Here is a 26233-nt window from a genome sequence, read left to right as displayed (position 1 = left end):
ATCTTCCAATTGGTTCCTGGCCCAGCCGTTCGGTTCAAATGGTGATGCATAGTTTTCGGCCAAGGACTGCAGAAGGTAACTTTTCAGCTACCGGGACAAGTCGCCTTCAAGCACGGCGTGCTGCAACCGGGGAACATTTTGCCTGATCGGCATTCACGTTAACGAAGCCGATCGGGATACGCACAAAGGTCTTGCGGCTCTTCATGCTGACCGGATCCGCCAGCACGCGGCTGCGGTCGGTCAGATGACTTCCATCGCGCCGCGTGAAGGCGCAGACGATCTCGACATCCTTTACGGCATAGTCGTTGTCGTTTCGCAGCGTGAACGTCACCAGGGCTTTGGAGCCGAGGCCGCCGCGACGCCAGGTCTGTGATGAAATCCTGAGACGACCAAGTTCTGCTGTCGCCGGCACCTGAGCTTCGGACACAGGCGAGGCTACTTTGGACGCATCGCCGGAGGGAGGCGCTTCAACAGCCGCCAGCTCAGGCCTCACCGGCTCAGCACTGTTGCCCTTGGAGAGAGGTAGCAGCATCCAGATGCCGCAACCGACGATGATTGCCGCCAGCAGCCATAGAAGGCTTCGGCCAAATGAGACGCTCGCAATCGTCACCGCCCGCGCCAGTCGTTCGCCGGTGCCGGCCAAGCGCCCCAATCCGAGTCGGTCGAGCCTCGCATTCATGGTTGCACACCGATCGCGACCGCAGCACCAATCGAACATGGGTTTAGTGACAGCTTACCTTAATTCGGGCGACGAACTAAGGTTCCCCCAACGTCATGCGAGTCGGCAACGGCGGTGGTGGCCACCGGCGATACTGCTAGCATGCGCCGTAGCATCGAATAGACCCGTTGGGAGAGTATGAAATGCCGTTCGCCGTCGCTTGGGATCACGTCCATCTGCGCAGCCCCGATCCGGAGGCCACCGCGGCCTGGCTGCAGGACATCCTTGGTGGCGAGATCGTGCGCGCGCCGGGACGAATCGACGTGAACCTCGGCGGAGCCAGGATCTTCATCGCGCCGCTCGAGGGCGACAGCGCCGTCAGCCCGCCACCTCCGCACCCGCATCAGGGCCTCGACCATTTCGGCTTGACGGTGAAGGACATCGACGCGGTCGCCGCCGAGATCAAGGCCAAGGGTGTCACGTTCACGCGCGAGCCGACGACCATTCGTCCCGGCGTACGCATCTGCTTCATCCGCGGGCCTGAAGGCATCTCGATCGAGCTGCTCGAGCGCGACAAGAAATATACCTGACGCGACGGAGCGCCCCGCCGTCCAGGCATCCGAGCCGGCGACAACGTCACGCCAGAAGGCTAAGTCATGCTACCGGGCATAAAGCAGCGGATGGTAACACCCATGTAGCCGTAGATCGGCCAGACCATGGTGCGTCCCACCCGGTTCGGCTCCGAGATCACGGCCTCCGCGGGCACGTCGACCCAGACGAGCTCCTGCTGCTGGCCATCGAGCGCATAGCCATAGCGCGGGACGCGAACGCGATAATGCCCGTCCTTGCTGTCCCAGTCGGAGTCCGAGAGCGCCGAACCGTCGGCATCGGAACAGCAAGGCCCCTTGCCGCTGCGCAGACTGTCGAACCAAGCCTTCAATTCGGGATTGGTGTTGGCGAACTGCCCGCGGTCGCGCGCGTGCCCCGAGGGGGCTGCGAGCGCGATCAAAGCCAACGCGGGCGCCAGCCTCGTCAGGTTTGCCCGGCGTATCGCATCGCCAATCCGCCGTTGTTCGCTTTTGCAATTCGTGGGACGCGCACCGTACAGACGCGGCTCATCGCCGCCGGAATCGATCCAGTTGGTCACGTTCGTCTTGCTCCAGCACCCCGCGGCCAGTGCAACAATGGTTATGCATTTCGCGGGCCAACTCTGATTGGCAACGTCGGGCCTCGCCTCACCATCAGAGCGTCACGACGGTGTCATGGACAAACCGGAACAACTACGGCTCGCAGCCGCCGCGACCGGCCGGCAAACTGCCTCGTTGCGCGCAGGGATGGGCTTTGGCATAAAAGCGGGACCGGTTGCGCCATTGGGCGATGGCGGCCGGCCTACGGGACGTTATGAAAAACGGCCTCTATTCAATTCACGTCACCCTGCTCGATGGTCGAGTCGGCAAGGGCAGCGGCGTGATTCTCTTCCGCGACGGCAAGATTCTCGGCGGCGATGCCTACCTGTATTACACCGGCAGCTACACGGTGAAGGACAACAACAGCTTCAAGGGCGAGGTGCTGGTGCAACGGCACACCTCGCCTCGGGGCGATGACAATCCGCTGTTCGGCGGCCCTGCCCCGGTCGGCATCGGCGTCACCGGCACGTTCACGGACACGCGCGGACAGATGACCGGCACCGCGCTGGTCGGCAAGGCCAGCCAGATCTTCGGCGCGACGCTGCACAAGCTTGCAGACGTCGATTAGCTATTCCGCGGCCTGTTCGAGCGGCGCCACACGTGGCAGGATCATCTGGATGCGCGTACCGCCACCCGGTTCGGAATCGAGATCGAGCCGGCCACCGAGCCGGTTGGTGACGATGCTGTAGACGATGTGCAGCCCGAGGCCGGTGCCGCCTTGGTCGCGCCGCGTGGTGAAAAACGGATCGAAGGCGCGGCGACGGACGTCGAGCGACATCCCGCAGCCATTGTCGGAGAAGATGATCTCGACGTTGTCCTTGCCGGACTCGCGCACCTGAATCTCGATCGTCCCGGGCCGGCCGTCCGGGAAGGCGTGCGCCACCGAGTTCAGAAACAGATTGGTCAGCACCTGGCCGTACGGGCCGGGATAGCTGTTCATGGTCAGGTCCGGCTGACACTCGACGTTGAGCGTCAGATTGTGCTTACGCAGGCCCGGCCGCAGGCTCATCACCACCTGCTCGGTGAGATCACCGAGATCGAAAGTACGCTGATCCGAATAATTGCGGTCGGCGGCGACCTGCTTGAACGACTGGATCAGCTCGGCGGCGCGGTTGAGATTGGAGACGAGCTGCGAGGACGCATCGCGGCTGGTGCTGAGGAAGTCGTTGAGCGTGGAGCGGCGCAGCTCGCCGCGCTCGACTTCGGCGGTGAACATGGCGGTCTTGCGCTCCAGCGCGGAGGCGACGGTGAGGCTGATGCCGACGGGATTGTTGACCTCGTGGGCGACGCCGGCGACGAGGCGCCCGAGCGCGGCCAGCTTCTCGGCCTCGATCAGGGAGGCCTGGGTCTCGCGGAGATTGCGCAGCGCGGTTTCGGCGGCTTCCTTGGCCTTGCGCATCTCCTGCTCGCCCCGCTTGCGCTCGCCGATATCGAGCGCAACGGTCACGATCCGCTCGATCTCGCCCTCGGCGTCGAGCAGCGGCAACTTGTTGACCAGCCATTGCCGCATGTTGCCGGAGGCGTCCTGATACTCCTCCTCGTAGAAACCGAGACCTTTTCGAAGCTTGAGCACCCGCTTGTCGCTCTCGTCCGACTTGGATGCGCCGTAGCGCGACATCAGGTCGGCCGTGGTGCGGCCGAGCGCCTCGCCGGGCTCGATGCCGAAGATGCCGGCCATGTAGCGGTTCATCAGCACGTAGCGCAGATTGCGATCCTTGACGTTGATCACCGCCGGCACGGTGTCGATGACCTGCTGGAGCAGGCGCCGGCCTTCGGCGATGGCTTCCTCCGCCCGCTTCTGGTCGGTGATGTCGCGCAGCGTGCCCTCGTAGCGGATGATGTTGCCCGCTTCGTCCCGCACGCCCGTGGCGCTGTCGGAGAGCCAGAGGATGTCGCCGCTGCGCTGGCGCACCTGATACTCGAACTCGCGCACCATGCCGTCGCGCGCCATCAACCGCTGGTATTCGGCGCGCGCCTCGGGGTGGACGTAGATCGTGTGGGCGATATCGCTGATGCTGTCGATCAGCTGCTGCGGGCTGTCATAGCCCATCATGCGCGCCAGCGCGGGATTGGCGTTGAGGAGGTCACCGGCCGGCGTCGTCACGTAGATGCCGTCGATGGAGCCTTCGAACAGTTTTCGATAGCTCTCCTCGGCGAGCCGCTGCTCGGTGAGCGCGCGCACTGCCGCCTCGCGCGCGGTGTCGGCCTCCTCCAGCGCGCGGCGAAACACTTCGGCCGCCCGCGCAATGTCGCCGATCTCATTGCCGAGGTCGGCGGACGGAATTGAGACATCTTTCCGGCCGGCGGCAAGCGCGCGAATGGATCGCGCGATCTGGGCGAGCGGACGCACCGTCCTGCGCACCACGAACCAAGCAGCGCCGATGCCGATGAGCACGCCGACCGTGCCGAGCACGATGCTCTGCCATCGCGCCTCGGTCAGCGTGCGGGCAAAATCGCGCGACAGCACGTGGCCGCGTCGGGAGCTGACCTCGCGCAGCAATTCGGTGACGCGGCCGATCAGCCGTCCTTCCGTTCCCAGCACCTCGCGATCGATGTCGGCGATCTGCCGCTCGCGGACGGCGACGGCGATGATCGCCTCGGCATAGTCGTTCACCGCCGACTTCAGCTTGGCATCGGCAATATCGAGCCCCCGCATTCCCTGTGCAGCCTGCTCGGCTGCGGACGGGTTGCGCGCGAGCAGCCCGATCGCGATCCGGCCCTGTGCCTCGGACAGGCGGGACGCCAGCTCGCGGTCCGCGGTGCCTTCGACCGCTGCGTCGAATTGCTCGCGCAGCGGCGGCAGTCCGGCGAGCAGCTGGGCGCGGCGGTCGATCAGAGTGGAGATCCGCTCCAGGCCTGTGCGATAAGTCGCGAGCCGTTCGCTGACCCCGTCGATCATGTCCTGCTGTTCGGGCGCGAGCTCGATGCGGGTCTTCTTCAGGATGTCGCTGAGCGTCGAGGCCGCCTCGCCGACCTGCTGGAACTGGATGCCGGCACCGGGATCTGTGACGAAGTCGCGCGCGGCAAGACGCAGTTCGTTCATGCGGCGATCGATGTCCTCGGCGAGGTCGCCGACGCTCTGCAGCCGCTGCAGCTCGGCGAATGTCGTATCGATGTGCCGGATCGCGATCACGCTCGCAGTCGAGGTGACGATGATCACCGCCAGCACCAACAGGAAGCTACCGAAGGTGAGCTGGCCGATGGAGAGCGAGAAAGTTCGCCTTTTCTCAGGGGACGGCTTCAATTCGGCGGACATTGGTGGTTTGAGGACCGGACTGCTGGAGGTCCAATATACGACGTAATGCTGCCCGGGGGGAACATGCCTCGGGACGCGGAATATCGTTAATATCGGGACCTGCCGCCCGCTTCAGCTTTACGACAGTTTGACGCTGGCTGCCCCGCGCGCCGGGATTCATCGATACTTCGCCGCCTGTCGAAGTGTGCTAGCCGACGGGGCCGACCTCGAACACCTCGCCGTCATAGCCGGCCTCGCGGGGGATGCGGAGCTGACGGCCGGTTTCGGTTTTGGTCATCACCGGCATCACCGTAACGATCGAGAGGCCGCGGGCGTGCTCCAGCGCCGCGCTCACGCTTCCCTGCTTGGCGAGCCGGATCAGATTGCGCGTGGTCGGGAACGGCAGCTTGAAGCGGCCGCTTTCGCCGCCCTCCACCGCCTCGCGCGCTGACAGCCAGATCGAATCGGTGGACTCCCGCCCGTCGTGGGCGCCGAGCTGGTCGGGCGGCGCGGCCGCGAGGAAGAACCAGGTATCGAAGCGCTTCGGCATGCCCTCCGGCGTGATCCAGTGTGCGTAAGGCACCAGCGTGTCGAGCGCGAGCTGGAGGCGATTGTCGTCGAGGATCTTCAGGAAGCTGATCTTGTGCTCGTTGAGGGCAACGCGGTGCGCGTCAGCGATCTCGCCGGCGCGGTTGGCATCGACCGCCAGGCCAGTCTGCCTCGATCGCGCCAGCAGGATCCCGCTCTCCTCGAAGGTCTCGCGGATCGCGGCGATCCGGAAGCCGCGGTCCGCTTCGCTGAGGCTTTCGCCGCCCGAATAGAGGTCGGCGCGGGCGACGATCTCGTTGTCGCCGGCATCGACGCTGCCACCGGGAAACACCAGCGCGCCCGAGTTGAACTCGATCTGATGATGGCGGACCATCATGAAGACTTCGATTTCCTTAGTGCCGTCGCGCAGCAGGAGGATCGTCGAGGCCGGGCGTGATGCTGATGTCTCGGCCATGCAACTAGCCTGCGGCGCTGGATTGCGGGCCGAGATTGGCGCGCTTGTCGAAACGGGCGACCCGCGACAAGAGATAGTCGACCTCGGCCTTCGCCGTCGCCGTCATCGTCGCACCGGGCTTGCGCTGCGCGCTGGAGGCGATGATGCCGCGCTTCTGCAGCACGTATTTGCGCACGGTGAGGCCGACGCCAGGCTGTTGCTCGTAGCGGATCAGCGGCAGATGCGCGTCGAAGATGTCATGTGCCGCGTCGCGCTTGCCGGCCTTGGAGAGGTTCACGACGTCGATCAGGAGCTCCGGGAAGGCATAGCCGGTCATGGCGCCGTCGGCGCCGCGCTCCATCTCGAAGTCCAGGAAGGTGCCGCCATTGCCGCAGAGGATCGAGAGCGGACGGAGCGAGCCGTCCTTCTGGAAGCCACGCAGCGTCGAGATCTTCTCCAGGCCCGGCCAGTCCTCGTGCTTGAGCATCACGCAATTCGGATTGTCCATGACGATCTTGCGGATCACGGCGGGGGTGAACACGACCTGCAAGGTCAGCGGATAGTCCTGGAGCACCCAGGGCACATCAGGGCCGATGGCTTCCGCCGCCTGCTTGAAATAGCCGATGATCTGGTCGTCGGTGCGAAGCGAGGGCGGCGGCGCGATCATGACGCCGGCCGCGCCCGCATCCATCGAGGCCTTGGCCAGCGAGCGCATGGTGGCAAAGCCCGGCGCGGAGACGCCGACGATCACCTGCATCTTCTTGGCACGCTTGACGTAGCGCACCGCTACCTGCTCGGCCTCGACGGCATCAAGCTTGGGGGCTTCACCAAGAATGCCCAGCACCGTGACGCCGTCGCAGCCGACCTCCTCGTAGAAATCGGTCAGGCGGTCGATCGAGCGCTCGTCGATCCGGCCGTCGTCGTGGAACGGCGTCGGCGCGATTGCGAAGGTGCCCTTGGCGTCGGCGGTGAGTTTCATCGGTCCTCGTCTTTCTCTAATCTGTCATTCCGGGGCGCGACGCAGTCGCGAGCCCGGAGTCCATAACCACGATCCGGAGCATGGATCCCGGGCTCACGCTTCGCGTGCCCCGAGATGACGGCCTTCTAAAACCGCCGTGCCCCCATCTTGATCTGCTCCTCGGAGAAGAAGATCTCCTTGGCATGATCGACAATGTCCTGGGCGTTCCAGCCCGAGTGCGGCGGCTTCCAGCCTTCCATTTCCATCATCCGCATCTCGCGCACGCCGCGGGGCCCGGACACGCCCAGCACCTTGCCGGTCTGGTCGCCCGACAAATCGCTGACCATGTATAGCACGGCCGGCGCGATGCCGTCCGGCCCGAGCGCGGCGCCGGGGTTCTCCTTATAGCGGGGCAGGTCTGCGGTCATGCGGGTCAGGGCGCCCGGGGCTAGCGTCCAGATCCGGATGTTGTACTTGCGGCCCTCGATCGCGAGCACGTTGGACAGGCCCCAGATGCCGCCCTTCGCGGCGCCGTAGTTGGTCTGGCCGAAATTGCCGATCAACCCTGATGTCGAGGAGGTGTTGACGATGACGCCGCCGCCGTTTTCCCGCATCCAGCGAAACACCGGCATGGTGCAACAAAAGGTACCCTTCAGATGGACCTTGATGACCTTGTCCCAGTCGGCCTCGCTGGCCTTGTGAAAGGTCTGGTCGCGCAAAATGCCGGCATTGTTGACCAGGATGTCGGCCCGGCCGAAATGCTTGATGGCGTCGTCGAACACCGACTGGCCGCCTTCCATGGTGGAGATGTCGGCACCGTTCGCGACCGCCTTGCCGCCCTGGGCCCTGATCGCGTCCACGACCTGCTGCGCCATGGACTTGTCGGCGCCGGAGCCGTCGCGGGGACCGCCGAGATCGTTGACCACGACCGAGGCCCCTTCCCGCGCGAACAGCTTTGCGTAGGCCTCACCGAGCCCGCCGCCCGCGCCGGTGATCAGCGCGACCTTGCCGTCGAGTAGTCCCATGGTGGCGTCTCCCTGTTTGTTTTTCTTCCACCTCTCCCCGCTTGCGGGGAGAGGTCGATCGCGTAGCGATCGGGTGAGGGGGTACAGGTCTCAATACCGTCCCGACTCGTGGTGAGAGCCCCTCACCCCACCCTCTCCCCGCAAGCGGGGCGAGGGAGTGAAACGCCGGTGCGCACTAACCCAGCACCGTCTTGCCGTTCTTGATCACCGTCACCCCGCGCGACTTCACCTTGGCTTCGAACGAGATCACGTTGCCGTCCTTCCAGAGGTCCATGGTCACGGTCTCGCCGGGATAGACCGGCGAGGAGAACCGCGCGACGTGCTGACGGAAGGCGCTCGCATCGTAGTCGGCATAGGTCTGGAGCACGCCGCGGCAGGTGATGCCGTAGGTGCACATGCCGTGCAGGATCGGACGCGGGAAGCCGGCTTTCTTGGCGAACTCGGGATCGGAGTGCAGCGGGTTGCGGTCGCCGCAGAGGCGATAGACCAGCGCCTGGTCGGGGCGCGTGGTGATGTCGATGGTCTTGTCCGGCTCGCGCGATGGGATCTTGTGCGGATCGGGCTGGGTCAGGTTCGGCCCGCCGAAGCCGCCATCGCCGCGGGCAAAGCGCGAGGCGACCAGCGTTGCCAGCTTCTCGCCCTTCTCGTTCTTCAGCACGGTCTGGTGAACGATGACCACGCCCTTGTCCTTGCCCTTGTCGTAGACTTCGAGCACCGAGGAGTCGGCGGTGATGTTGGCGGCGACCGGCAGCGGCTGGTGGAAGGTGATGTCCCGTTCGCCGTCGACCACCATGACGCGGTTGAGATTCATCTCGCCCGGGCCCGAGCCCCAGGCCGCGACAGAGGCGAAGGTCGGCACCACCTTCAGCGGCCGCGGCGTGAACGTGCCCTCGTTGACGAAGGCGAGTTCGTTCTCGTCCATGGGATCGGCACCGAGGCCGATGCCGTAGGCGTAGAGCATGACTTCGCGATCGGTGTAGGCGTATTTCTGGCCGAGATTTTTCAGGCCTTTGAGCTCTTCGTATCTGGCGGACATTCTTCTGGTTTCTCCCGGGATTTCACCGGCGCTTACTGATGCGCCCTCTCCCCTTGCGGGAGAGGGCTCCGAGGTGCCGGCCACATACGCGTTTGGGTGAGGGGTTGCTTCCACGTTGAAGATTCTCTCCGTGGAGAGAACCCCTCATCCGGCGCTTCGCGCCACCTTCCCCCGCAAGGGGGGAAGGAAGAAAGCAATCAAGCCACCGTGAAGAACGGCAGCGGGGCGCCGTCGGTCGGCTTGAACACCACCTTCACCTTCTGACCGATCTTGAGCTTCTCCAGATCGCAGTCGACGAAATTGGTCTGCACCGATGGCCCCTCCTTCAGCGTGACGTAGCCGATGGCGTAAGGACCGGTCGGCGATTTCCGCATCAAACTGTAGGTGTAGATCGTGCCCTCGCCAGAGGCCTGTTCCCACACCGTCTTGTCGGAGTAGCAGAACGGGCAGATCGAGCGCGGGAAGTAATGCGCTTCGCCGCAGGCGGTGCAGCGCTTGATCATGAACTTGCCCTCTTTCGCCGCGTCCCAGAACGCTGATGTCTCGGGATTCGTCACCGGGGCCGGATACTTTTTCACTTCGCTCATCACACGCGCTCCAGAATGGCGGTCGAGGCGGCGTGGCGGACGCCGAGCAGGCCGCCGGTGCCGTGGGCGATGGCGAGATCGCAGTTCTTGACCTGCACCTTCGGATGCGCCTCGCCGCGCAGCTGCCTGACGGCTTCGAGGATCTTGGTCATGCCGCCGCGGTTGACGGGGTGGTTGCTGCAGAGGCCGCCACCATCGGTGTTGAACGGCAGCTTGCCGACGCCCGAGATCAGGTTGCCGTCGGCGACGAACTTGCCGCCCTCGCCCTTCTTGCAGAAACCGAGGTCTTCGAGCTGCATCAGCACGGTGATGGTGAAGCTGTCATAGATCGAGGCGTATTTGATGTCCTTCGGCGTGATGCCGGCTTCCTCGAACGCACGCGGACCGGACCAGACGCCGGCGGAGTAAGTGAGGTCGAGATCTTTGCCGCCGCGCGGGCCCTTCATCGCCTCGCCATGGCCGATCAGGCGCACCAGCGGCTTCTTCAGGCTCTTGGCAATCTCCGGCGTCGTCACGATCAGCGCGCCGCCGCCGTCGGAGACGACGCAGCAATCCATGCGATGCAGGGGATCGGAGATCATCGGCGAGTTCAGGACGTCCTCGACAGTGACCACGTCCTTGAGCATCGCATGCGGATTGTACTGCGCGTGATGCGAGGTCGCGACCTTGATCCAGGCGAGCTGCTCGGAGGTGGTGCCATAGTCGTGCATGTGGCGCATGGCACACATGCCATAGGCATTGTGCGTGGTCGCCCCGTAAGCGGTTTCGAAATCGACCTCGGCGCCGGAAGCGCGCGGCGGCATCGCGCCGGTGCGCGGCTTGCCGGCGAGCGTCACGAGCGCGATCGAGCATTTGCCCGCGGCGATCGCCTCGGCGGCATGGCCGAGATGGATGATGTAGGAGCAGCCACCGGTCTCGGTGGAATCAATGTGGCGAAGCTTCTTGGTGTTCAGGCCGAGATAATCGACCATCGGCCAGGCGCCGCCGGGCGCGTCGCCCGCACAGAAATAGCCGTCGATATCATCCTTGCTGATCCCGGCATCCTCGATCGCGCCCTTGGCGACCTCGGCGTGGAGCTGGGCGGTGGATTTGTCCGGCGCATGCCGGGTCGGGTGTTCGTAGATCCCGGCAATGTAGGCCTTGCCCTTGATGGTCAAAACTTCAGTCTCCGCTCGCGTCTCGTTCGTGGCTCTTTTTTTGGCTCTTTTTTCTGAACCGCACCGGGCTGATTGGCAAGCGCGGAAATATTCCGCCCCGCGAGAGGGTAGCGGATTGGCGCAAGGGGAGCACATCCGAAAATCCGCCCCAGATAGCAAGCGAACCTGCCCGCCGCGTCGTCATTGCGAGGAGCCCTTGCGACGAAGCAATCCAGAGCCCCTCCATTGAGGAATTCTGGATTGCTTCGCTACGCTCGCAATGACGGAGTTTGTTGCCACTGATGGCGCTGCTTCAACTCAAGACTCGCTCGCAGACACACGCCCGCATCCTCGCGGCACATCTCGCCCGAGTTTTGCTCCCGTCTTGCTCCCTCCGAAGACAGAGGGCGCAGGGAAGACCGGGTGCCGGCTGGGCACCCACGGTCCGCTGTGCGCGAATTGCGCGAAAAACAGATGCACAGCGGGATACAGGTGAAGCCCAACATCCGGCCTTCCCTGCGCAGTGGCTTTACGGCTTATGTCGCGCTCTCCCCGGGGAGCGATGCACTATTGCCCCCGTCGCCTTGCGAGAGAGACCCGCACGACTTGACGCACAGACCCCGGGCGTCAGGACCACACGATTTTGCCGTACGCGAGACCGCGCCCGTCGTGCGCGCGAAAGACTCGCGCGACGCAGCCCGCGTCCACCGCCGCTCACCCCGCGTTTCGTGGCGATCGCGATACGCCCCTCTGAGAGGGATGAGGTGGCGGAGAGATACGATAATCCGAATTTCGGTAAAGCGGAATGTTTTTGCGCGCGCGGATTGACCATGGCTTGGGTGTTTTGCCCGACGCGTAGTGCTAGGGGTGGTGTCGTAGGGTGGGTTAGCCGAAGGCGTAACCCACCGCTTCGCTCTCAGCGGCGGCAGAAGCGGTGGGTTACGCCCCGCGAACGCGCTTCGCGCATTCACAAGGCTAACCCACCCTACGGGAGCGCCTACTCCGCCGCGATCTGCCGGGGCGCCGGCGGCGGGTTGGCCAAATCCGCGGCGAGCTGGGCGTAGCGGGCCTTGGCGTCGTGTACGGCCTTCTCCTTCACGGGGCCGTAGCCGCGGATGCGGTCGGGCAGTGAGAGCAGCTCGACCGCGGTGTCAATCGTGAGCGGCGACAACAGGCCGAGCACGGTGGCGACGTCCTTCTCGTAGCTGGCGATGAGATCGCGCTCGAGCTTGCGGTCGGCGCTGCGGCCGAAGATGTCGAACGGCGTGCCGCGCAGGAACTTGAACTTGGCCAGCACTCGGAAGACCTTCAGCATCCACGGGCCGAAGGCGCGCTTCTTCGGGCGCCCCAGCGCATCGACACCGCTGCTGAGGATCGGCGGCGCGAGATTGAAGTTGAACTTGAAGTCGCCCTCGAACTGGTCGCGAAGCTGCTGCTCGAAGGCGCCGTCGGTGTAGAGGCGCGCGACTTCGTACTCGTCCTTGTAGGCGAGGAGCTTTGCATAATTCACGGCAACCGCGCGCGGCAGCGCATCGCCATAGCCGCCCTTCGCGGCGGCATCGCGGACCTGGTCGACCAGCTTGCGATAGCGCCTGGCGAGACGGGCGTTCTGGTAGGCGGTCAGATGCTTGGCACGGTGCTCGATGACCTCGTCGAGCGTCATGGCATCGAGCGCCTTCGGCGCGGCCACTTCGTCCCCGCCCTTCAGCATATCCGCAAGGCGCTTGGGGTCGGCGACCGCGAGACGGCCAAGGCGGAAAGCTTCCTTGTTCATCTTGATCGAGACGCCATTGACCTCGATCGCCTGCTCGATCGCTTCCGCGGAGAGCGGCAACAGACCCTTCTGATAGGCATAGCCCATCATCATCATGTTGGTGGCGATGGCATCGCCGAGCAGCTGCTCAGCCGGCTTGGTGAAGTCGAAGAACACCGAATCCTTGTGCAGCGCCGTTTCCAGGAGCCCGTTCAGCTTGCGGGTCTGGAAATTGAAATCGCGATTGAGGATGAAATCGGCGGTGGGAATGACGTGGCTGTTGATGATGCCGTGGGTGCGGCTGGTGTCACAAAGGGTGATCGTGTCCTTGGCGACTGCGACGACTTCGTCGGCGGCGAGCACGAGATCGGCCGTGCCGGTGACGATGCGCGAGCAGGTCACCTCGGCCGGATGATCTGATAGCCGCACATGGCTGAGCACCGCCCCGCCCTTTTGCGCGAGGCCCGACATATCCAGGATCATCGAGGCCTTGCCCTCGATGTGGGCGGCCATGCCGAGCAGCGCGCCGATGGTGAGCACGCCGGTGCCGCCGACGCCGCCGACGGCGATGTTATAGGGCTTGTCGAGCGTCGGGCGCGAGGCCGGCTCGGGCAGCGTGCCGATCTCAGCGAGCTCGGCTGGCGCGCGGTGGCGCGGCGCGCCGCCGTCGATGGTGACGAAGGACGGACAGAATCCTTTCAGGCAGGAATAGTCCTTGTTGCAGGATGACTGGTTGATAGCGCGCTTGCGGCCGAACTCGGTCTCCAGCGGCTCGACCGAGATGCAGTTCGACTGCACCGAGCAATCGCCGCAGCCTTCGCAGACGGCCGGATTGATCATGACGCGGCGCGCCGGGTCCTCCATCAGGCCGCGCTTGCGGCGACGGCGCTTCTCGGCGGCGCAGGTCTGCACGAACACGATCGCCGAGGTGCCCTTGAACTCGCGGCACATCTTCATGACGTTGTCGAGCTCGTCGCGGTGATATTTCTTCACGCCGGGCGCGATGGTATCGGCCGGGTAAGCGTCTGGGTTTTCCGAGACCAGATAGAGCTCGCGGATGCCTTCGGCGTAAAGCTGCTGGGTGATCTGCTGCGGCGAGAGATCGCCGTCATGACGCTGGCCGCCGGTCATGGCTACCGCATCGTTGTAGAGGATCTTGTAGGTGATGTTGGCCTTGGAGGCGATCGCCTGGCGGATGGCGAGAATGCCGGAGTGGAAGTAGGTGCCGTCGCCGAGATTTGCGAAGATGTGGTTCTCGTTGGTGAAGGGCGCGATGCCGACCCAGGGCACGCCCTCGCCGCCCATATGCGTGAACGTCTCGGTCGAGCGGTCCATCCACAGCGCCATGAAGTGGCAGCCGATGCCGGCAAGCGCGCGGCTGCCTTCGGGGACTTTCGTCGACGTGTTGTGGGGGCAGCCGGAGCAAAAATACGGGGTTCGGGAGACAGGGGCGACCGCCTGCATCTGGGTCGCCTGGCGGCCGTTGAACCAGTCGGCCTTGGCGCGGAGCATCTCCGCGATTTCGGGGTTGAGATCAAGTCGAAGCAGGCGTTCAGTCAGCGAGGTCGCGAGCGAGGCGACGCTGAGCTCGGCGGCGAAGGTCAGGAAGCGCTTGTCGTGCTCGTCCATCTTGCCGACGATGCGCGGGCGCACATCGTCGCGCCAGTTGAACAACACCTGCTTGACCTGGTTCTCGACGATCTCGCGCCGCTCCTCGACGATGAAGATCTCCTCCAGGCCGACGGCGAATTCGTGCACGCCTTCCGGCTCGAGCGGCCAGGGCATGCCGATCTTGTAGAGACGAAGGCCGATTTTGGCGGCGACCTCCTCGGTGATGCCGAGCTCGCGTAGCGCCTGACGAACGTCCTCGTAGCTCTTGCCAGAGGCCATGATGCCGAAACGGGCGTTCGGCGAATCCATGGTGACGCGGTTGACCTTGTTAGCGCGGGCAAAGGCGATGGCGGCAAAGCCCTTGTAGTCCTGCAGGCGCCGGTCCTGCTCGAAGCGGTCGTCGGGCCAGCGCAGGTTGAGGCCGCCGGGTGGCAGCTCGAAATCGGTGGGAATGATGAACGGCTTCATCTCGTCGGTGAGGTCGATCTCGGCGGTGGTCTCCACCGTCTCCGTGATCACCTTCATGCCGACCCAGCAGCCGGAATAGCGCGACATCGCGATGCCGAGCAGGCCCATCTCGATCATCTCGTGGATGCTCGAGGGATAGAGATACGGCATCAGCGCCGACATGAAGGCATGGTCGGACTGATGCGGGACGGTGGAGGATTTCGCACCGTGGTCGTCGCCGGCAAGGCACAGCACGCCGCCGTTCTTGGCCGAGCCCGCGGCATTGCCGTGACGGAACACGTCGCCGCAGCGGTCGACGCCCGGGCCCTTGCCGTACCAGATGCCGACCACGCCATCGTATTTGGCGCCGGGCGAGAGGTTGAGCTGCTGCGAGCCCCACACCGCGGTCGCGGCGAGGTCCTCGTTCACGCCGGGTTGGAACTTGATGTTGTACTGCTCGAGATGCTTGCGGGCGGCGAACAGCTGCTGGTCGTAGCCGCCGAGCGGCGAGCCGCGATAACCGGAGATGAAGCCCGCGGTGTTGAGGCCATTGGCGCGGTCGCGCCGGATCTGGGCCATCGGCAAGCGGACCAGGGCCTGGATGCCCGTGGTGAAGACGTGTCCGGTCTGCTGGGTGTACTTTTGATCGAGACTGATCGGACCCTGGTTGATGCCCATGCTGTCCTCGCTTCGCGCCCTGTTCAGGTCTTGCTGACTTAAGTCGTTGCCTGCCCGTTGGTTTTAGCTAGGGCGCGCCGACCACCTCCGCCACTCTATGTCGGATATTTCATGCTCCGCATCACAATTCTGGACCAAAGGAGGCCTCGGGTAAAAATCGCAATTTCGTGGCCTGAAACACGTTGGCGATTTTCAGTTTGTGTCACCATACCCCCATCGTTGCGAAATGAATCGACGCTTCCCTTCACGCAGGTAGGGTCGATGGGTCGCAGGGGAGGCTGTCGATGCGGACGATTCTGACGGGCCTGGCGCTTGTGGGCCTGGCGTTGTGCAGTGCGGTTGCAAGTACGGTCACAAGCGCGGCCGGCGCCGCCGGACCATCGCCCGAGCTGATCGCCTATGGCAAGGCGCTGGTCGAGGCCGGCGACTGCGCGGGCTGCCACACTGCCGATCCGGCCAAACCGTTCGCGGGCGGCAAGCGCATCGACACGCCCTTTGGCGCGATCTATGCGCCGAACCTGACGCCGGACCGTGACACTGGCATCGGCGGCTGGACGGATGCCGATTTCACCCGCGCCTTGCGCACCGGCGTCGCGCCCGACGGCTCGAACTATTACCCGGCGTTCCCCTACCCCTACTTCACGAAGATGACGAAGGACGACACGCTGGCGATCCGCGCCTATCTCGCCACGCTGGCGCCCGTCACCAGCCGCAACAAGCCGCCGGAGCTGCGCTGGCCATTCGGCTATCGCGGCCTGATGCGGCTTTGGAACACGATGTATTTCAAGCCCGGCCTGTTCGAGCCGGACCAGACCAAGAGCGCGGCCTGGAACAGAGGCGGCTACCTGGTCACCGGGCTCGGCCATTGCGGCGCCTGCCACACGCCCAAGAATTATTTCGGCGCCGACCGGGATGCGCAGGCGCTGTCCGGCAACGCGGTCGGCGGCTGGTTCGCACCGCGGCTCGATGGCGCCGCCCGCACCGGGCTGAAATCCTGGAGCGAGGCCGATATCACGGAGTACCTGCAAAGCGGGCGCAACGCCAAAAGCCACGCCGGCGGGCCGATGGCGGAGGTCGTCGTCAACTCGACCTCGAAGATGAGCGATGCCGACGTGCGCGCGATCGCGACCTATCTGAAGAGCCTGCCGCCGGCCCGGCGCGAGACCATCGTGACGCCGCCGGACGCTGCCGAGATGAAGGCCGGCCAGGCGGTCTACGCAAAGCTCTGTATCGCCTGCCACGAGGCCGACGGCACAGGCAGCCCGCGCATCTACCCGCCGCTGCCGGGCAATGCGCTGCTGCAATCGATCAATCCGTCCTCGACCTTGCGCATCATCCTCGACGGTGCCCACACCGTGACGACGCCGCGCGCGCCGAACACCGGCGAGATGCCGGCTTACGCCAAGCAGCTGTCCGACGCCGAGATCGCCGCGGTGACGAACTACATCCGCAATTCCTGGGGCAATGCAGGCCCGCTGGTGACACCGGCACAGGTGGCAAAAGCAAGGAAGCGAGAGGCGAATGGGGAATAGCGAGTGGCGAATGGCCCAGAACCATTCGCTATTCGCCACTCGCGCGCGACAGCGCTCACCGCTCTTCATCCCCCGTGAACACGAATTTCGGCATCTCCCATTTGTAGCGCACCGCAAGCAGGCGGAAGCTGATGCCGAGGACAAATGTCAAAATGGTCCAGAGCTCCGCGTTGAGCTTGAGACCGAACGCGGTCGCATAGAACAACCCCGTCACCACCGAGACGCTGGCATAGAGCTCGGAGCGAAACAGCAGCGGCACGTCGTTGCAGAGCACGTCGCGCAGCACGCCGCCGGCGCAACCCGTCACCATGCCCGAGACGATGACGATCGGCAGCGAAGCATCCAACTGCCAGGCTACGTCGCAGCCGGCCATGGTGAAGACGACGAGACCGATGGCATCGAGCACGATGAAGGCGACCTTCAGCCGGTGCACGAGGCGCGCAAACAGGATGGTGAGGAAGGCGGCGCCGCCGGCGAGCGCGAGATAGATCGGGTTCTGCACCCAGGCCAGCGGATAATGTCCGAGGAAGAGATCGCGCAACGTGCCACCGCCGAGCGCGGTGATGCAGCCGAGGAAGCAGACGCCCAGCCAATCCATGCTGCGGCGTCCGGCAGCGAGCGCAGCCGTCATGCCCTGCGCGGCCACCGCAGCCAGGGAGAGGAAATGCAGCACGCTATCGGTAGGCGGCAGGCTCCACATCGCGTGTTCCCTCTCCGTGGCCCGCGAACTCAGGCGCGGGTTCCCATGGAACAGGTTCCCGATTCCCCACACCGAGGCAACATGCGACGAAAGCATCAAGGCGGCGGAACAGAATCTCGCAGCTGAGGGTTGTCCCCGGGTCATAACCGAGGAGACCAAATCGATGGCAGACGACCGTTTTCCCAACGATCCGTACCGCCCGAACCTCGCCGACGATGAGTACTCTCGCGCGGCGCGCCGGGATGCCGACCTGCAGGCCGATCCCGAGCTCGGGGAAGGCCCCGCCTCCAGCGGCAAGATCGCGCTGTTTGCGGTCGCTGTCGCCCTGGTGCTGGGCGCAGTGTTCTACGGCTTGAACAATTCCAGCACCACCAACGAGGCCAGCAACACACCGGCCTCGCAGACTGCGCAGACGCAGCCGACCAATCCGGCCGCACCTCCCGGCATCCGTGACGTGACGCCGCGCAGCAACACCGAGCCGGGCGTGACCACGGGTGCAGCGCCGAACAGGCCGGCCCCGAATACGCCAGCTCCGTCCGACGGCGCGAAGTAACATTTCGTAATGATGCGCGAGAGCGGCGGGATGCAACATCCCGCCGCTTTCGTTTGCCTACCCGAACATCTTGTTGAGCTCGCCGCCGGGATAGCCGCCGCCGAGCTCGGTGAAGGTCCCCTTCTCCGCCATCTCCTTGGCCGCGCGCATGAAGCCGCCCCAGGCGGCGCGGGCGAGCGAGCCGCCGACGCTGATGCGGCGCACGCCGAGATCCTGGGCTTCCTGCAGCGACAGGCCGGAGCCGCCGATCAGAAGATTGAACGGCTTCGGTGCGACCGCCTTGACCACCGCGGCGATGTCCTCGCGGCTCTTCAGACCCGGCGCATAGAGGCAGTCGGCGCCAGCATCGGCATAGGCGGTGAGCCGGTCGATGACGAGCTTGAGATCGGTCACGCCCCACAGATAGGCCTCGCAGCGGCCGACCAGCAGCGTGCCGCTGTCGCCGATCGCCTTGCGCGAGGCCTTGATGCGCTCGACGGCCAGCGCGCGATCGTAGAGCGGCTTGTCCTTGTCGCCGGTGGAATCCTCGATCGAGAGGCCCGCAACGCCGGTGCGCACACCGCGCTCGACATTGTCCGCGACCTTGTCCGGCTCGACCGCAAAGCCACCCTCGAAATCGGCGTTCACGGGGATGTCGACAGCCGAGCTCAATGCTGCCAGATGCTGACAGACGTCCTCGACGGTGACGTGGTTGTCGGCCTTGCCGATGGTCCAGGCAAAGCCCGCGCTCGATGACGCGATCGCGTTGAAGCCGAGATGCTGCAAGGCTTTCGCGCTGCCGACATCGACCGGATTGGGCAAGATGAAGCAGCCGCTCTCGTGCATCTTCCTGAACGTCGCGCGCTTGTCAGCGGTCGTCACGTGCATGTTTCTCTCCCTTGTTAGCCGCGCAGAGATAAGGCTGCGTTCTCGAGTCCGCTAGTGCGCGTCATGCACGGAGCGGCTGTCCTTCGGCGCCTCGTCGCGGTCGTTCATGCCGTAGTCGCGGATGACGCTGGCGATGCGTAAGTGATAATCGGCGAAGATCTGCGCCCTGCCCCTGGCCTGGGTGCGGCGGTGCTCCATCGTGTTGCGCCAGGCCTGGACGGCCGCTTCATCCCGCCAGAACGACACCGACAGGATCTTGCCCTTCTCGGTCAGGCTCTCGAATCGCTCGACCGAGATGAAGCCGTCGATGGTCTGCAGCAGCGGCTTCAGATCGGCTGCAAGGTCGAAATAGGTCTGGCGGTGTTCCGGCTTGGGCCAGACCTCGAAGATCACGGCGATCATGGGCGTCTCCTGCTGTTGGTGGGCCTACAATACCACCTTGCGCAGGAAGGTGCGTTCTTCGGCGAGGATGAATTTCTCCGCCTCGGCAAAGTTGAAGTTTGCCATACCGTCGAGATCGGCGCGCAGCCGTTTGCGATAGGCTTCATAGGCGGCCAGGCTCTCGAACGAGATCAGGGCGGACGCAATGTTGTTGGTGCCCTCATGCGGCATGAAGTAGCCAATCAACTCGCCGCCACATCTCGGGATGATGGTGAGCCAGCGCTTCGAATATTCCTCGAACTGCGCGCGCTTGAACGGATCGAGCTGGTAGCGGATGAAGACGGTGACGGACATGATGGGCTCCTTTGTTTTCGCCGTCATTGCGAGCGTAGCGAAGCAATCCAGGAGACCCTCGGCGGACGCAGTCTGGATTGCTTCGCTACGCTCGCAATGACGACGTGGTGACACGATACGCCCTTGCCCGACGCCAACGCTTCGGTTACCATCGAAGCATGAAATCAGGACCTGACATCGCCATGGTCGCCTCGCTGGTCGGCGACCCCGCCCGCGCCAATATGCTCACGGCGCTGATGAACGGCCGTGCGCTCACGGCGAGCGAGCTGGCTCAGGAGGCCGGCATCACGCCGCAGACTGCAAGCTCGCATCTGTCGAAGCTCGAGGCCGGCGGCCTGATCGAGCCGGAGAAACAGGGCCGCCACCGCTATTACCGCCTCACCGACGACGACGTCGCCGGCGTGCTCGAGGGGCTCGCCGGCCTTGCCGCGCGGACCGGCCATATGCGCGTGCGCACCGGGCCGAAGGACCCTGCGCTGCGGCGCGCGCGGATCTGCTACGACCATCTCGCCGGCGACCTCGGCGTGCAGATGCTGGACTCCTTGCGCGAGCGGCATCTGGTCAGGCAGAAGAAGCAGGAGATCGAGCTGACCGCCGAGGGCGAGCGCTTTCTTGTGAAGCACCTGCAGATCTCGCCCGACATGCTCAGCCATCCGCGCCGCCCGGTCTGCAAGGCCTGCCTCGACTGGAGCGAGCGGCGGCACCATCTCGCCGGCACGTTGGGCGCGGCCATGATGCAACGCTTCGCCGAGTTGAAATGGGCCGCGCGCGATCCCACGCCCGGCAGCCGTATCGTGAATTTCACCCGTACCGGCGAGAAGCAGTTCGCTGCGCTGTTCGCGAATGGGAAGGACTGATCACACAAGCTCTGTGAGATCGCACGTTTGCGTGTGAATGTGCACTCTCGTCATGGCCGGGCTTGACCCGGCCATCCACGTCTTTATTGCGGCTGGCACGTGAATGCCCTGGACAAGCCCGGGCATGACGGAGACTGTGATGAACCGCATCTTCCTGGCCGCGCTCGCCGCCGCCCTTCTTACTTTCCAACTCACATCGACCTACGCCGCCGATGCCACGCCCCGCGAGCCCTATGGCATCGCGCTCGAAGGCTTTGCCTATCCTTACCCCGTGCACTTGCTCCCCGTCGTCAACGACGGCGAGCAGCTCAGCATGGCCTATATGGATGTCGCCGCGGCACGGCCGAACGGCCGCACCGTCGTGCTGCTGCACGGGCGCAATTTTCCGTCGAGCTATTGGGCGCCCGTGATCAAGATGCTGAGCGAGGCCGGCTTTCGTGTCGTGGTGCCGGACCAGGTCGGTTTCGGCAAGTCTTCCAAGCCGGCGGGCGAGCTGCATTTCGACAATCTGGCGCGCAACACCATTGCGCTGCTCGATCACCTCAAAATCGACAAGGCCGAGATCGTCGCGCATTCGCTCGGCGGCATGCTCGGCGTGCGCATCGCTCACGCCTATCCGGACCGCCTCGCCCATCTGGTGCTGACCGCGCCGATCGGGCTCGAGGACTACCGCCTCTACGTGCCGCCGACGCCGACCGAGAAGATGATCGAGACCGAGGACAAGCTCACCGCCGACGGCTATCGCAAGCAGCTCCAGACCAATTACGCAATCAAGCTGCCGGCCGAGGCGATCACGCCGTTCATCGAGGCCCGCTTCAATATCAAGGGCAGCCCGGACTATCCGCGCTGGCTGCGCGCCTTCGTCTCTTCCGGCCAGATGATCTATCGTGAACCGGTGGCGCACGAGATCCCGCTGATCGCGACACCGACTCTGTTCATCATGGGCGCGGACGACCACAACGCGCCGGGCCGGCCGCTCGCGCCGGAGGCGCTGCGGGCCAAGATGGGGCAGAACGCAGAGCTTGCGAAGCAGCTCGCCGCGAAGATGCCGAACGCGTGGGCCGAGGTGATCCCCGGCACCGGCCATCTCGTGTTCCTGGAGGCGCCGGAGACGTACAAGGAACTGGTGCTGGGCTTTCTCGGCCGCTAGCGACACCAGCGTGTCGTCCGGGACCAGATGCGGGGAACGTTCATGCCGCATTCAGGTCATGATTGGCAGGTTTGGATCGCGACGTGCCGGCACGTTTCTCCAATTTTAACGTGTCGAATCGTGTCTGTTGATTCATTGTGCGCCACAAGCGCCATCCCCCTAAGCCTGCCCCCAGGACGAGAAGGAAGATCAAAAATGAAATACCTGTTAGCCGCCGTCATGCTCGCCAGCGCGGCCGTCGTCGGTTTCAGCGAGGCGGCCAGCGCCGCCGAGGGCTGCGGCCGAGGGTTTTATCGCGGCCCCTATGGTCAGTGCCGCCCGATGCGTGGCGCAGTCGTCGTGCGCCCCGCCCCCGTGGTGGTCGCCCCGCCGGTCGTCGTGGTGCCCCGCGCGCGCGTCTGCCCTTACGGCTTCCGCTGGTACGCCGGCCGCTGCCGTCCTTACTGATCTTCTTCGCACTCCAGAATGGCCGCGCGGCATCCGCTGCGGCCATTTTCTTTTGGGGCTCTGACTTTCGCCCACGGAGCCGGGCGTCTCCAGAATCGAAACGGGGACCGCCAGCGGCGATCCCCGTCGAGTCCGCGAATGGTCGCGAGCTTACCAATAATGGCGGCGGCGCCAGCGCCGGTGACGCCGGCGCCAATGACGGCGGTGCCAGCCCCAGTGGCGGCCACGCCCACGCCAGTGAACCTGCTCAGGAGCGAGTTGCGCAGCTTCCTCACTGGTCGTGACAGCGGGATGAGCGTCGGGATTGCCTTGCGGCGCGTGAGTGGGATCAGCGAGCGGCTGCGGTGACAGCGGCGCGGCCTGTGCCGCGGTCGCGGCGAAGGCAGCGGCGCCCGCCATCAATCCCAAGGCAAGTTTCAAAAAGTTCCGGCGCTCCATCGTTTCTTCCTTCTTGGATCATCGTACCCGTGATGCAGAAGGAATGTCGCCGCAACGCCATGAACCGAAGCTGAAGCCGGCGTTCAGATTCATGCGAGCCGAGATGAAGAATTCGTAACTCCGTCCGGGTTACAGGACCTCGCTACGTCGCAAACTCCTGCGCCAGCACCAGCGTCTCGCGCGAGCGCTTCACGTCGGGCCAGTCGCGGTTGAAATCGGCGACGAGCTTTTTCAGCGCGTCGCCTTTCAGCATTGCGTTCAGCTTGGCCTCGTCGTCGAACTGATACATCGCCTGGTGCAGCGAGGGATCGTCGAGACTCCAGAACCGCCACGCCTTGCTCACGCCGAAGACCTTCACTGCGTCGGGCAGGTGTTCCGTCTCGTACCACCGGTCGAACGCAGCGCGCTTTTCGGCGTCGGACACGACGGCGCGAACGACGAAGAAGGCTGCTGGCATCGGATTTCCTCCTGTTGTTTGGGGCGAGCCTAGCCGGTTAAGCCGCCGGCAACAAAAGGAGTCGCCGCCGGTGTCGGAATGGGCGCCCTTCGTTCGTCCTTTGCGTTGAACCGGCACACGGAGACAGCAAATGGCCGACCTCACCCTGACCACCTTCGATTGGGTTCCCGCAGCGCCGCGAGGCTTCGTGCGCGACTTCCGCGTGCGCTGGGCCCTCGAAGAAGCCGCCTTGCCCTATCGCGTCGCCAGCGTGCCATTCGACGACCGCGGGCCCGCGCACTTCGCCCACCAGCCGTTCGGCCAGGTTCCGTGGCTGACCGACGGCGACCTCTCGATCTTCGAGACCGGCGCGATCCTGCTGCATCTCGGCGGCCTCAGCGAGAGGCTGATGCCAAAGGACCCGCGCGGCCGCACTGAAGCGGCGGAGTGGGTGTTCGCGGCGCTCAATTCGGTGGAGATGGCCAGCCTGCCCTGGGGCATGTCCAAATTCATGGGACATCCTACCGACACGGCAGCATGGAAGTTCGTGGATGACTTCCTCAAGCTTCGGCTCAAGCATCTCGAGCCGGTGCTGGGCAGCCGCGAATGGCTGGCGGGCTCCTTCTCCGTCGCCGACATCCTGATGGCGGACGTGCTGCGCGTCATCGATGGATTCAACGGGCTGACGGACAGTCCTGCCTGCCGCGCCTACGTCGCGCGCGCCACCGGACGTCCGGCGTTTGCCAAAGCCCACGCCGACCAGCTGGCGCATTTCGCCGCGGCGGATAAGGCGCGCGGGGCGTGATGCACCTCACATAATCGATGCTGTGCTTGGCATAGAGTCGCCGGCATCGGAACGATTCAATTCGACAGGTGACCCATGGTCCGCATCGAATATCTCAAGCGACAGATCGCCCGCGCCGAGCGGTTGGCCAAGGCCATCCTCGACCGGCAGACCGCCGACCGGCTCCAGGCCTACGCCGCCGAATGCCGCGCCGAATTGTCGGAGCTGACGCTCAAGACCGCCGCGTGAAGCGCACCGGAGAGGATACGTAGGGCGGATTAGCGCTAGCGTAATCCGCCACTTCTCGATCCCGGTGACGCAAACCTTGGTGGATTAGCTGTCGCTAATCCACCCTACGCGTCACACCAGCTTCAGCGGCGCATCGGCAACGACCCTGAGGTCAATGCTGCCGATCAACGCCGCACGCCGCGCCTCCGCAGCACTGATGGCCTCGTCCGTCTGCCGCAACGTCGAGACATTCGAGCCGAGCGAGACGATCCCGCCGAGCACCAGCGCAATCGATCCGAGCGCGGCAGTCTGACCAAATCCGAACAGACCGAGGATCGTCACCAGCAGCAGCGCCGCCCCGCCACCGATCGCGATCTTGGACGCCAGGATGTACTTGCGGCACCGCTCAGCGATCTCGGCGAGCGCCTCGATGCGATCTTCGATGTCGGAGATTTCGTCGGAAGGATCGTCTTCGGTCATTGGATCGAGCGTGCCAAATCAGAAGGAGCCTGTCGCCCGCATGAGCAAAGCGACATGCGGGACCTCGGCAAAGGGCCGGATTTCGCTGCGCTCATCCGGGCTAGCTCCTATTACAACGGCAAATTGTCGTGCTTCTTCGCCGGCATTTCCGTCTTCTTGTCCTTCAGCATCGCCAGCGCCCGCGCGATGCGCTTTCTTGTCGAGTGCGGCATGATGACGTCGTCGATATAGCCGCGCTCGGCGGCGATGAATGGCGACAGGAAGCGGTCCTCGTATTCCTTGGTCCGGGCGGCGATCTTGTCGGGGTCGCCGATATCGCTGCGGAAGATGATCTCGACCGCGCCCTTGGCGCCCATCACCGCGATCTGGGCGGTCGGCCAGGCGTAGTTCATGTCGGCGCCGATCTCCTTGGAGGCCATGACGTCGAAGGCGCCGCCATAGGCCTTGCGGGTGATGATGGTGACGAGCGGCACGGTGCACTGCGAATAGGCGAACAGGAGCTTCGCGCCGTGCTTGATCAGGCCGCCATATTCCTGCGCGGTGCCGGGCAGGAAGCCCGGCACGTCGACGAAGGTGACGATCGGGATGTTGAAGGCGTCGCAGAAGCGGACGAAGCGTGCCGCCTTGCGCGATGCGTCGCTGTCGAGCACGCCGGCCAGCACCATCGGCTGGTTGGCGACGAAGCCGACCGTGCGCCCGGCAATGCGACCAAAGCCGGTGACGATGTTCTTGGCGAAGGCTTCCGCGATCTCGAAGAAGTCGCCCTCGTCCACGACCTTCAGGATCAGCTCCTTCATGTCATAGGGCTTGTTCGGATTGTCGGGGATCAGCGTGTCGAGCGACATGTCGACCCGCTCGATGTCATCGAAGCTCGGCCATTCCGGCACGCCGTCGGTGTTGTTGGAGGGCAGGAAGTCGATCAGGCGACGCATCTGCAAGAGGGTCTCGACGTCGTTCTCGAAGGCGCCGTCGGCGATTGAGGAGCGCGTGGCGTGCACCGAGGCGCCGCCGAGCTCTTCGGCGGTGACGACCTCGTTGGTCACGGTCTTCACGACGTCCGGGCCGGTGACGAACATGTAGCTGGTGTTCTTCACCATGAAGATGAAGTCGGTCATCGCAGGCGAATAGACGTCGCCGCCGGCGCAGGGGCCCATGATGACGGAGATCTGCGGGATCACGCCCGAGGCAAGCACGTTGCGGCGGAAGACGTAGGAATAGCCGGCGAGCGCGGCGACGCCTTCCTGGATGCGGGCGCCGCCGGCGTCATAGAGGCCGATGATGGGCGCCCTCGCCTTCATCGCCATGTCCTGGAGTTTTGTAATTTTCAGCGCGTGCGTTTCGGACAACGAGCCGCCGAACACCGTAAAGTCTTTGGCAAAGACAAAAGTCTTGCGACCGTTGACGGTGCCCCAGCCGGTGACGACGCCGTCGCCCGGCACCTTGGTCTTCTCCATGCCGAACTCGGTGGAGCGGTGCTCGACGAACATGTCGAACTCCTCGAACGATCCCTTGTCGAGCAGAAGCTCGATGCGCTCGCGGGCCGTCAGCTTGCCGCGGGCGTGCTGCGCCTCGATGCGCTTCTCCCCGCCGCCGAGCTTTGCGCCGGCACGACGATCTTCAAGGGCGTCCAGGATGTGTTTCATTTGCTCCCGCCAGTTCTTAAGTGATGGGCGGGTTCTAACACGGCATTTTGCGGCCCGGAAAGCCGCTTTCGCGGTCGCAGGGCTGCCCTG

27 protein-coding genes are annotated in these 26233 nt (G+C 64.6%); 9 read left to right on the top strand and 18 right to left on the bottom strand.

From position 1 onward, the window contains the following. Positions 1-106 precede the first annotated feature (106 nt). Positions 107-679, bottom strand: coding sequence for a hypothetical protein (locus I6F33_RS13405; RefSeq protein ID WP_036011161.1), 573 nt, complete (start codon positions 677-679; stop codon positions 107-109). Positions 680-861: 182 nt separating this feature from the next. Between I6F33_RS13405 and I6F33_RS13400 the strand changes: the two genes are divergently transcribed. Beyond that, positions 862-1248: a VOC family protein gene (locus I6F33_RS13400; RefSeq protein ID WP_036011159.1), complete on the top strand. Its 387-nt coding sequence runs from the start codon at positions 862-864 to the stop codon at positions 1246-1248. 59 nt (positions 1249-1307) lie between these two features. Here I6F33_RS13400 and I6F33_RS13395 read toward each other — a convergent pair whose 3' ends face one another. Further along, positions 1308-1805 carry a hypothetical protein gene (locus tag I6F33_RS13395; RefSeq protein ID WP_225142820.1) on the bottom strand — a complete coding sequence of 166 codons (498 nt, stop codon included), beginning with the start codon at positions 1803-1805 and terminating at the stop codon, positions 1308-1310. 254 nt (positions 1806-2059) lie between these two features. Between I6F33_RS13395 and I6F33_RS13390 the strand changes: the two genes are divergently transcribed. After that, on the top strand, positions 2060-2413 hold the full coding sequence (locus I6F33_RS13390) for a GrlR family regulatory protein (protein WP_036011154.1): 354 nt from the start codon (positions 2060-2062) through the stop codon (positions 2411-2413). Here the strand turns inward: I6F33_RS13390 and I6F33_RS13385 are convergent, their stop codons facing one another. From I6F33_RS13385 to I6F33_RS13350, 8 genes are all read right to left on the bottom strand, one after another. Continuing rightward, positions 2414-5101, bottom strand: coding sequence for a PAS domain S-box protein (locus tag I6F33_RS13385; protein ID WP_225142818.1), 2688 nt, complete (start codon positions 5099-5101; stop codon positions 2414-2416). Between the two features lie 187 nt (positions 5102-5288). Then, entirely contained in the window at positions 5289-6083 is a 795-nt protein-coding gene (locus tag I6F33_RS13380) for an NUDIX domain-containing protein (protein ID WP_225142817.1), read from the bottom strand. Between the two features lie 4 nt (positions 6084-6087). Further along, complete coding sequence (locus I6F33_RS13375; protein ID WP_036027535.1) at positions 6088-7041, bottom strand: dihydrodipicolinate synthase family protein; 954 nt, start codon at positions 7039-7041, stop codon at positions 6088-6090. A gap of 125 nt (positions 7042-7166) precedes the next feature. Then, on the bottom strand, positions 7167-8045 hold the full coding sequence (locus tag I6F33_RS13370; protein ID WP_057029663.1) for an SDR family oxidoreductase: 879 nt from the start codon (positions 8043-8045) through the stop codon (positions 7167-7169). A 175-nt stretch (positions 8046-8220) separates the two neighbouring features. Continuing rightward, positions 8221-9081 carry a MaoC family dehydratase gene (locus tag I6F33_RS13365; RefSeq protein ID WP_036011141.1) on the bottom strand — a complete coding sequence of 287 codons (861 nt, stop codon included), beginning with the start codon at positions 9079-9081 and terminating at the stop codon, positions 8221-8223. Positions 9082-9278: 197 nt separating this feature from the next. After that, on the bottom strand, positions 9279-9668 hold the full coding sequence (locus I6F33_RS13360; protein ID WP_036011139.1) for a Zn-ribbon domain-containing OB-fold protein: 390 nt from the start codon (positions 9666-9668) through the stop codon (positions 9279-9281). After that, on the bottom strand, positions 9668-10825 hold the full coding sequence (locus I6F33_RS13355) for a thiolase domain-containing protein (RefSeq protein WP_225142816.1): 1158 nt from the start codon (positions 10823-10825) through the stop codon (positions 9668-9670). The genes I6F33_RS13360 and I6F33_RS13355 overlap by 1 nt, the downstream gene beginning before the upstream one ends. A 976-nt stretch (positions 10826-11801) precedes the next feature. After that, positions 11802-15293, bottom strand: a complete 3492-nt coding sequence (locus I6F33_RS13350; protein ID WP_225142815.1) for an indolepyruvate ferredoxin oxidoreductase family protein — start codon at positions 15291-15293, stop codon at positions 11802-11804. 284 nt (positions 15294-15577) lie between these two features. On the opposite strand from I6F33_RS13350, the gene I6F33_RS13345 reads away from it, so the two are divergent. Then, positions 15578-16825, top strand: a complete 1248-nt coding sequence (locus I6F33_RS13345) for a cytochrome c (RefSeq protein ID WP_225142814.1) — start codon at positions 15578-15580, stop codon at positions 16823-16825. Between the two features lie 55 nt (positions 16826-16880). On the opposite strand, the gene I6F33_RS13340 is transcribed toward I6F33_RS13345, so the two are convergent. Further along, entirely contained in the window at positions 16881-17525 is a 645-nt protein-coding gene (locus I6F33_RS13340; RefSeq protein ID WP_225142813.1) for a trimeric intracellular cation channel family protein, read from the bottom strand. Positions 17526-17688: 163 nt separating this feature from the next. On the opposite strand from I6F33_RS13340, the gene I6F33_RS13335 reads away from it, so the two are divergent. After that, the gene (locus I6F33_RS13335; RefSeq protein ID WP_225142812.1) at positions 17689-18078 is read left to right on the top strand and encodes a hypothetical protein; all 390 of its coding nucleotides are present in this window, start codon (positions 17689-17691) and stop codon (positions 18076-18078) included. A gap of 57 nt (positions 18079-18135) precedes the next feature. Here the strand turns inward: I6F33_RS13335 and I6F33_RS13330 are convergent, their stop codons facing one another. From I6F33_RS13330 to I6F33_RS13320, 3 genes are read right to left on the bottom strand one after another with little or no spacing between them, the layout of a single operon-like run. Next, on the bottom strand, positions 18136-18945 hold the full coding sequence (locus tag I6F33_RS13330; protein ID WP_225142811.1) for an oxaloacetate decarboxylase: 810 nt from the start codon (positions 18943-18945) through the stop codon (positions 18136-18138). A 51-nt stretch (positions 18946-18996) separates the two neighbouring features. Next, positions 18997-19347 carry an antibiotic biosynthesis monooxygenase gene (locus I6F33_RS13325; RefSeq protein ID WP_225142810.1) on the bottom strand — a complete coding sequence of 117 codons (351 nt, stop codon included), beginning with the start codon at positions 19345-19347 and terminating at the stop codon, positions 18997-18999. Positions 19348-19371: 24 nt separating this feature from the next. Further along, on the bottom strand, positions 19372-19680 hold the full coding sequence (locus tag I6F33_RS13320) for an NIPSNAP family protein (protein WP_036011128.1): 309 nt from the start codon (positions 19678-19680) through the stop codon (positions 19372-19374). Between the two features lie 158 nt (positions 19681-19838). On the opposite strand from I6F33_RS13320, the gene I6F33_RS13315 reads away from it, so the two are divergent. The 3 genes from I6F33_RS13315 to I6F33_RS13305 all read left to right on the top strand — a co-directional run bounded on the left by I6F33_RS13315 (position 19839) and on the right by I6F33_RS13305 (position 22134). Then, positions 19839-20537 (top strand): winged helix-turn-helix domain-containing protein, encoded by a 699-nt coding sequence (locus tag I6F33_RS13315; RefSeq protein WP_192893176.1) that lies wholly within the window; start codon positions 19839-19841, stop codon positions 20535-20537. A 139-nt stretch (positions 20538-20676) separates the two neighbouring features. Beyond that, complete coding sequence (locus I6F33_RS13310) at positions 20677-21687, top strand: alpha/beta fold hydrolase (protein ID WP_225142809.1); 1011 nt, start codon at positions 20677-20679, stop codon at positions 21685-21687. Positions 21688-21882: 195 nt separating this feature from the next. Further along, the gene (locus tag I6F33_RS13305; RefSeq protein ID WP_036011098.1) at positions 21883-22134 is read left to right on the top strand and encodes a GCG_CRPN prefix-to-repeats domain-containing protein; all 252 of its coding nucleotides are present in this window, start codon (positions 21883-21885) and stop codon (positions 22132-22134) included. 150 nt (positions 22135-22284) lie between these two features. Here I6F33_RS13305 and I6F33_RS13300 read toward each other — a convergent pair whose 3' ends face one another. Further along, the gene (locus I6F33_RS13300; RefSeq protein WP_225142807.1) at positions 22285-22572 is read right to left on the bottom strand and encodes a twin-arginine translocation signal domain-containing protein; all 288 of its coding nucleotides are present in this window, start codon (positions 22570-22572) and stop codon (positions 22285-22287) included. Between the two features lie 142 nt (positions 22573-22714). Further along, a complete protein-coding gene (locus I6F33_RS13295; RefSeq protein ID WP_036027558.1) occupies positions 22715-23029 on the bottom strand; it encodes a hypothetical protein in 315 nt (104 codons plus the stop codon). Between the two features lie 130 nt (positions 23030-23159). On the opposite strand from I6F33_RS13295, the gene I6F33_RS13290 reads away from it, so the two are divergent. Beyond that, the gene (locus I6F33_RS13290; RefSeq protein ID WP_225142805.1) at positions 23160-23813 is read left to right on the top strand and encodes a glutathione S-transferase family protein; all 654 of its coding nucleotides are present in this window, start codon (positions 23160-23162) and stop codon (positions 23811-23813) included. A gap of 75 nt (positions 23814-23888) precedes the next feature. Further along, positions 23889-24041 (top strand): hypothetical protein, encoded by a 153-nt coding sequence (locus I6F33_RS13285; RefSeq protein ID WP_172783222.1) that lies wholly within the window; start codon positions 23889-23891, stop codon positions 24039-24041. Between the two features lie 111 nt (positions 24042-24152). Here I6F33_RS13285 and I6F33_RS13280 read toward each other — a convergent pair whose 3' ends face one another. Together I6F33_RS13280 and I6F33_RS13275 are read right to left on the bottom strand one after the other, a co-directional pair. Beyond that, entirely contained in the window at positions 24153-24500 is a 348-nt protein-coding gene (locus I6F33_RS13280) for a hypothetical protein (RefSeq protein ID WP_225142803.1), read from the bottom strand. A 110-nt stretch (positions 24501-24610) separates the two neighbouring features. Next, positions 24611-26143 (bottom strand): acyl-CoA carboxylase subunit beta, encoded by a 1533-nt coding sequence (locus I6F33_RS13275; protein ID WP_025036964.1) that lies wholly within the window; start codon positions 26141-26143, stop codon positions 24611-24613. Between the last annotated feature and the right edge of the window lie 90 nt (positions 26144-26233).

The organism is Bradyrhizobium sp. BRP20 (genome assembly GCF_020194215.1).
In the GTDB taxonomy this organism is placed as follows: Bacteria; Pseudomonadota; Alphaproteobacteria; order Rhizobiales; family Xanthobacteraceae; genus Bradyrhizobium; species Bradyrhizobium yuanmingense.
This window is presented reverse-complemented; position numbering and strand designations above follow the sequence as displayed.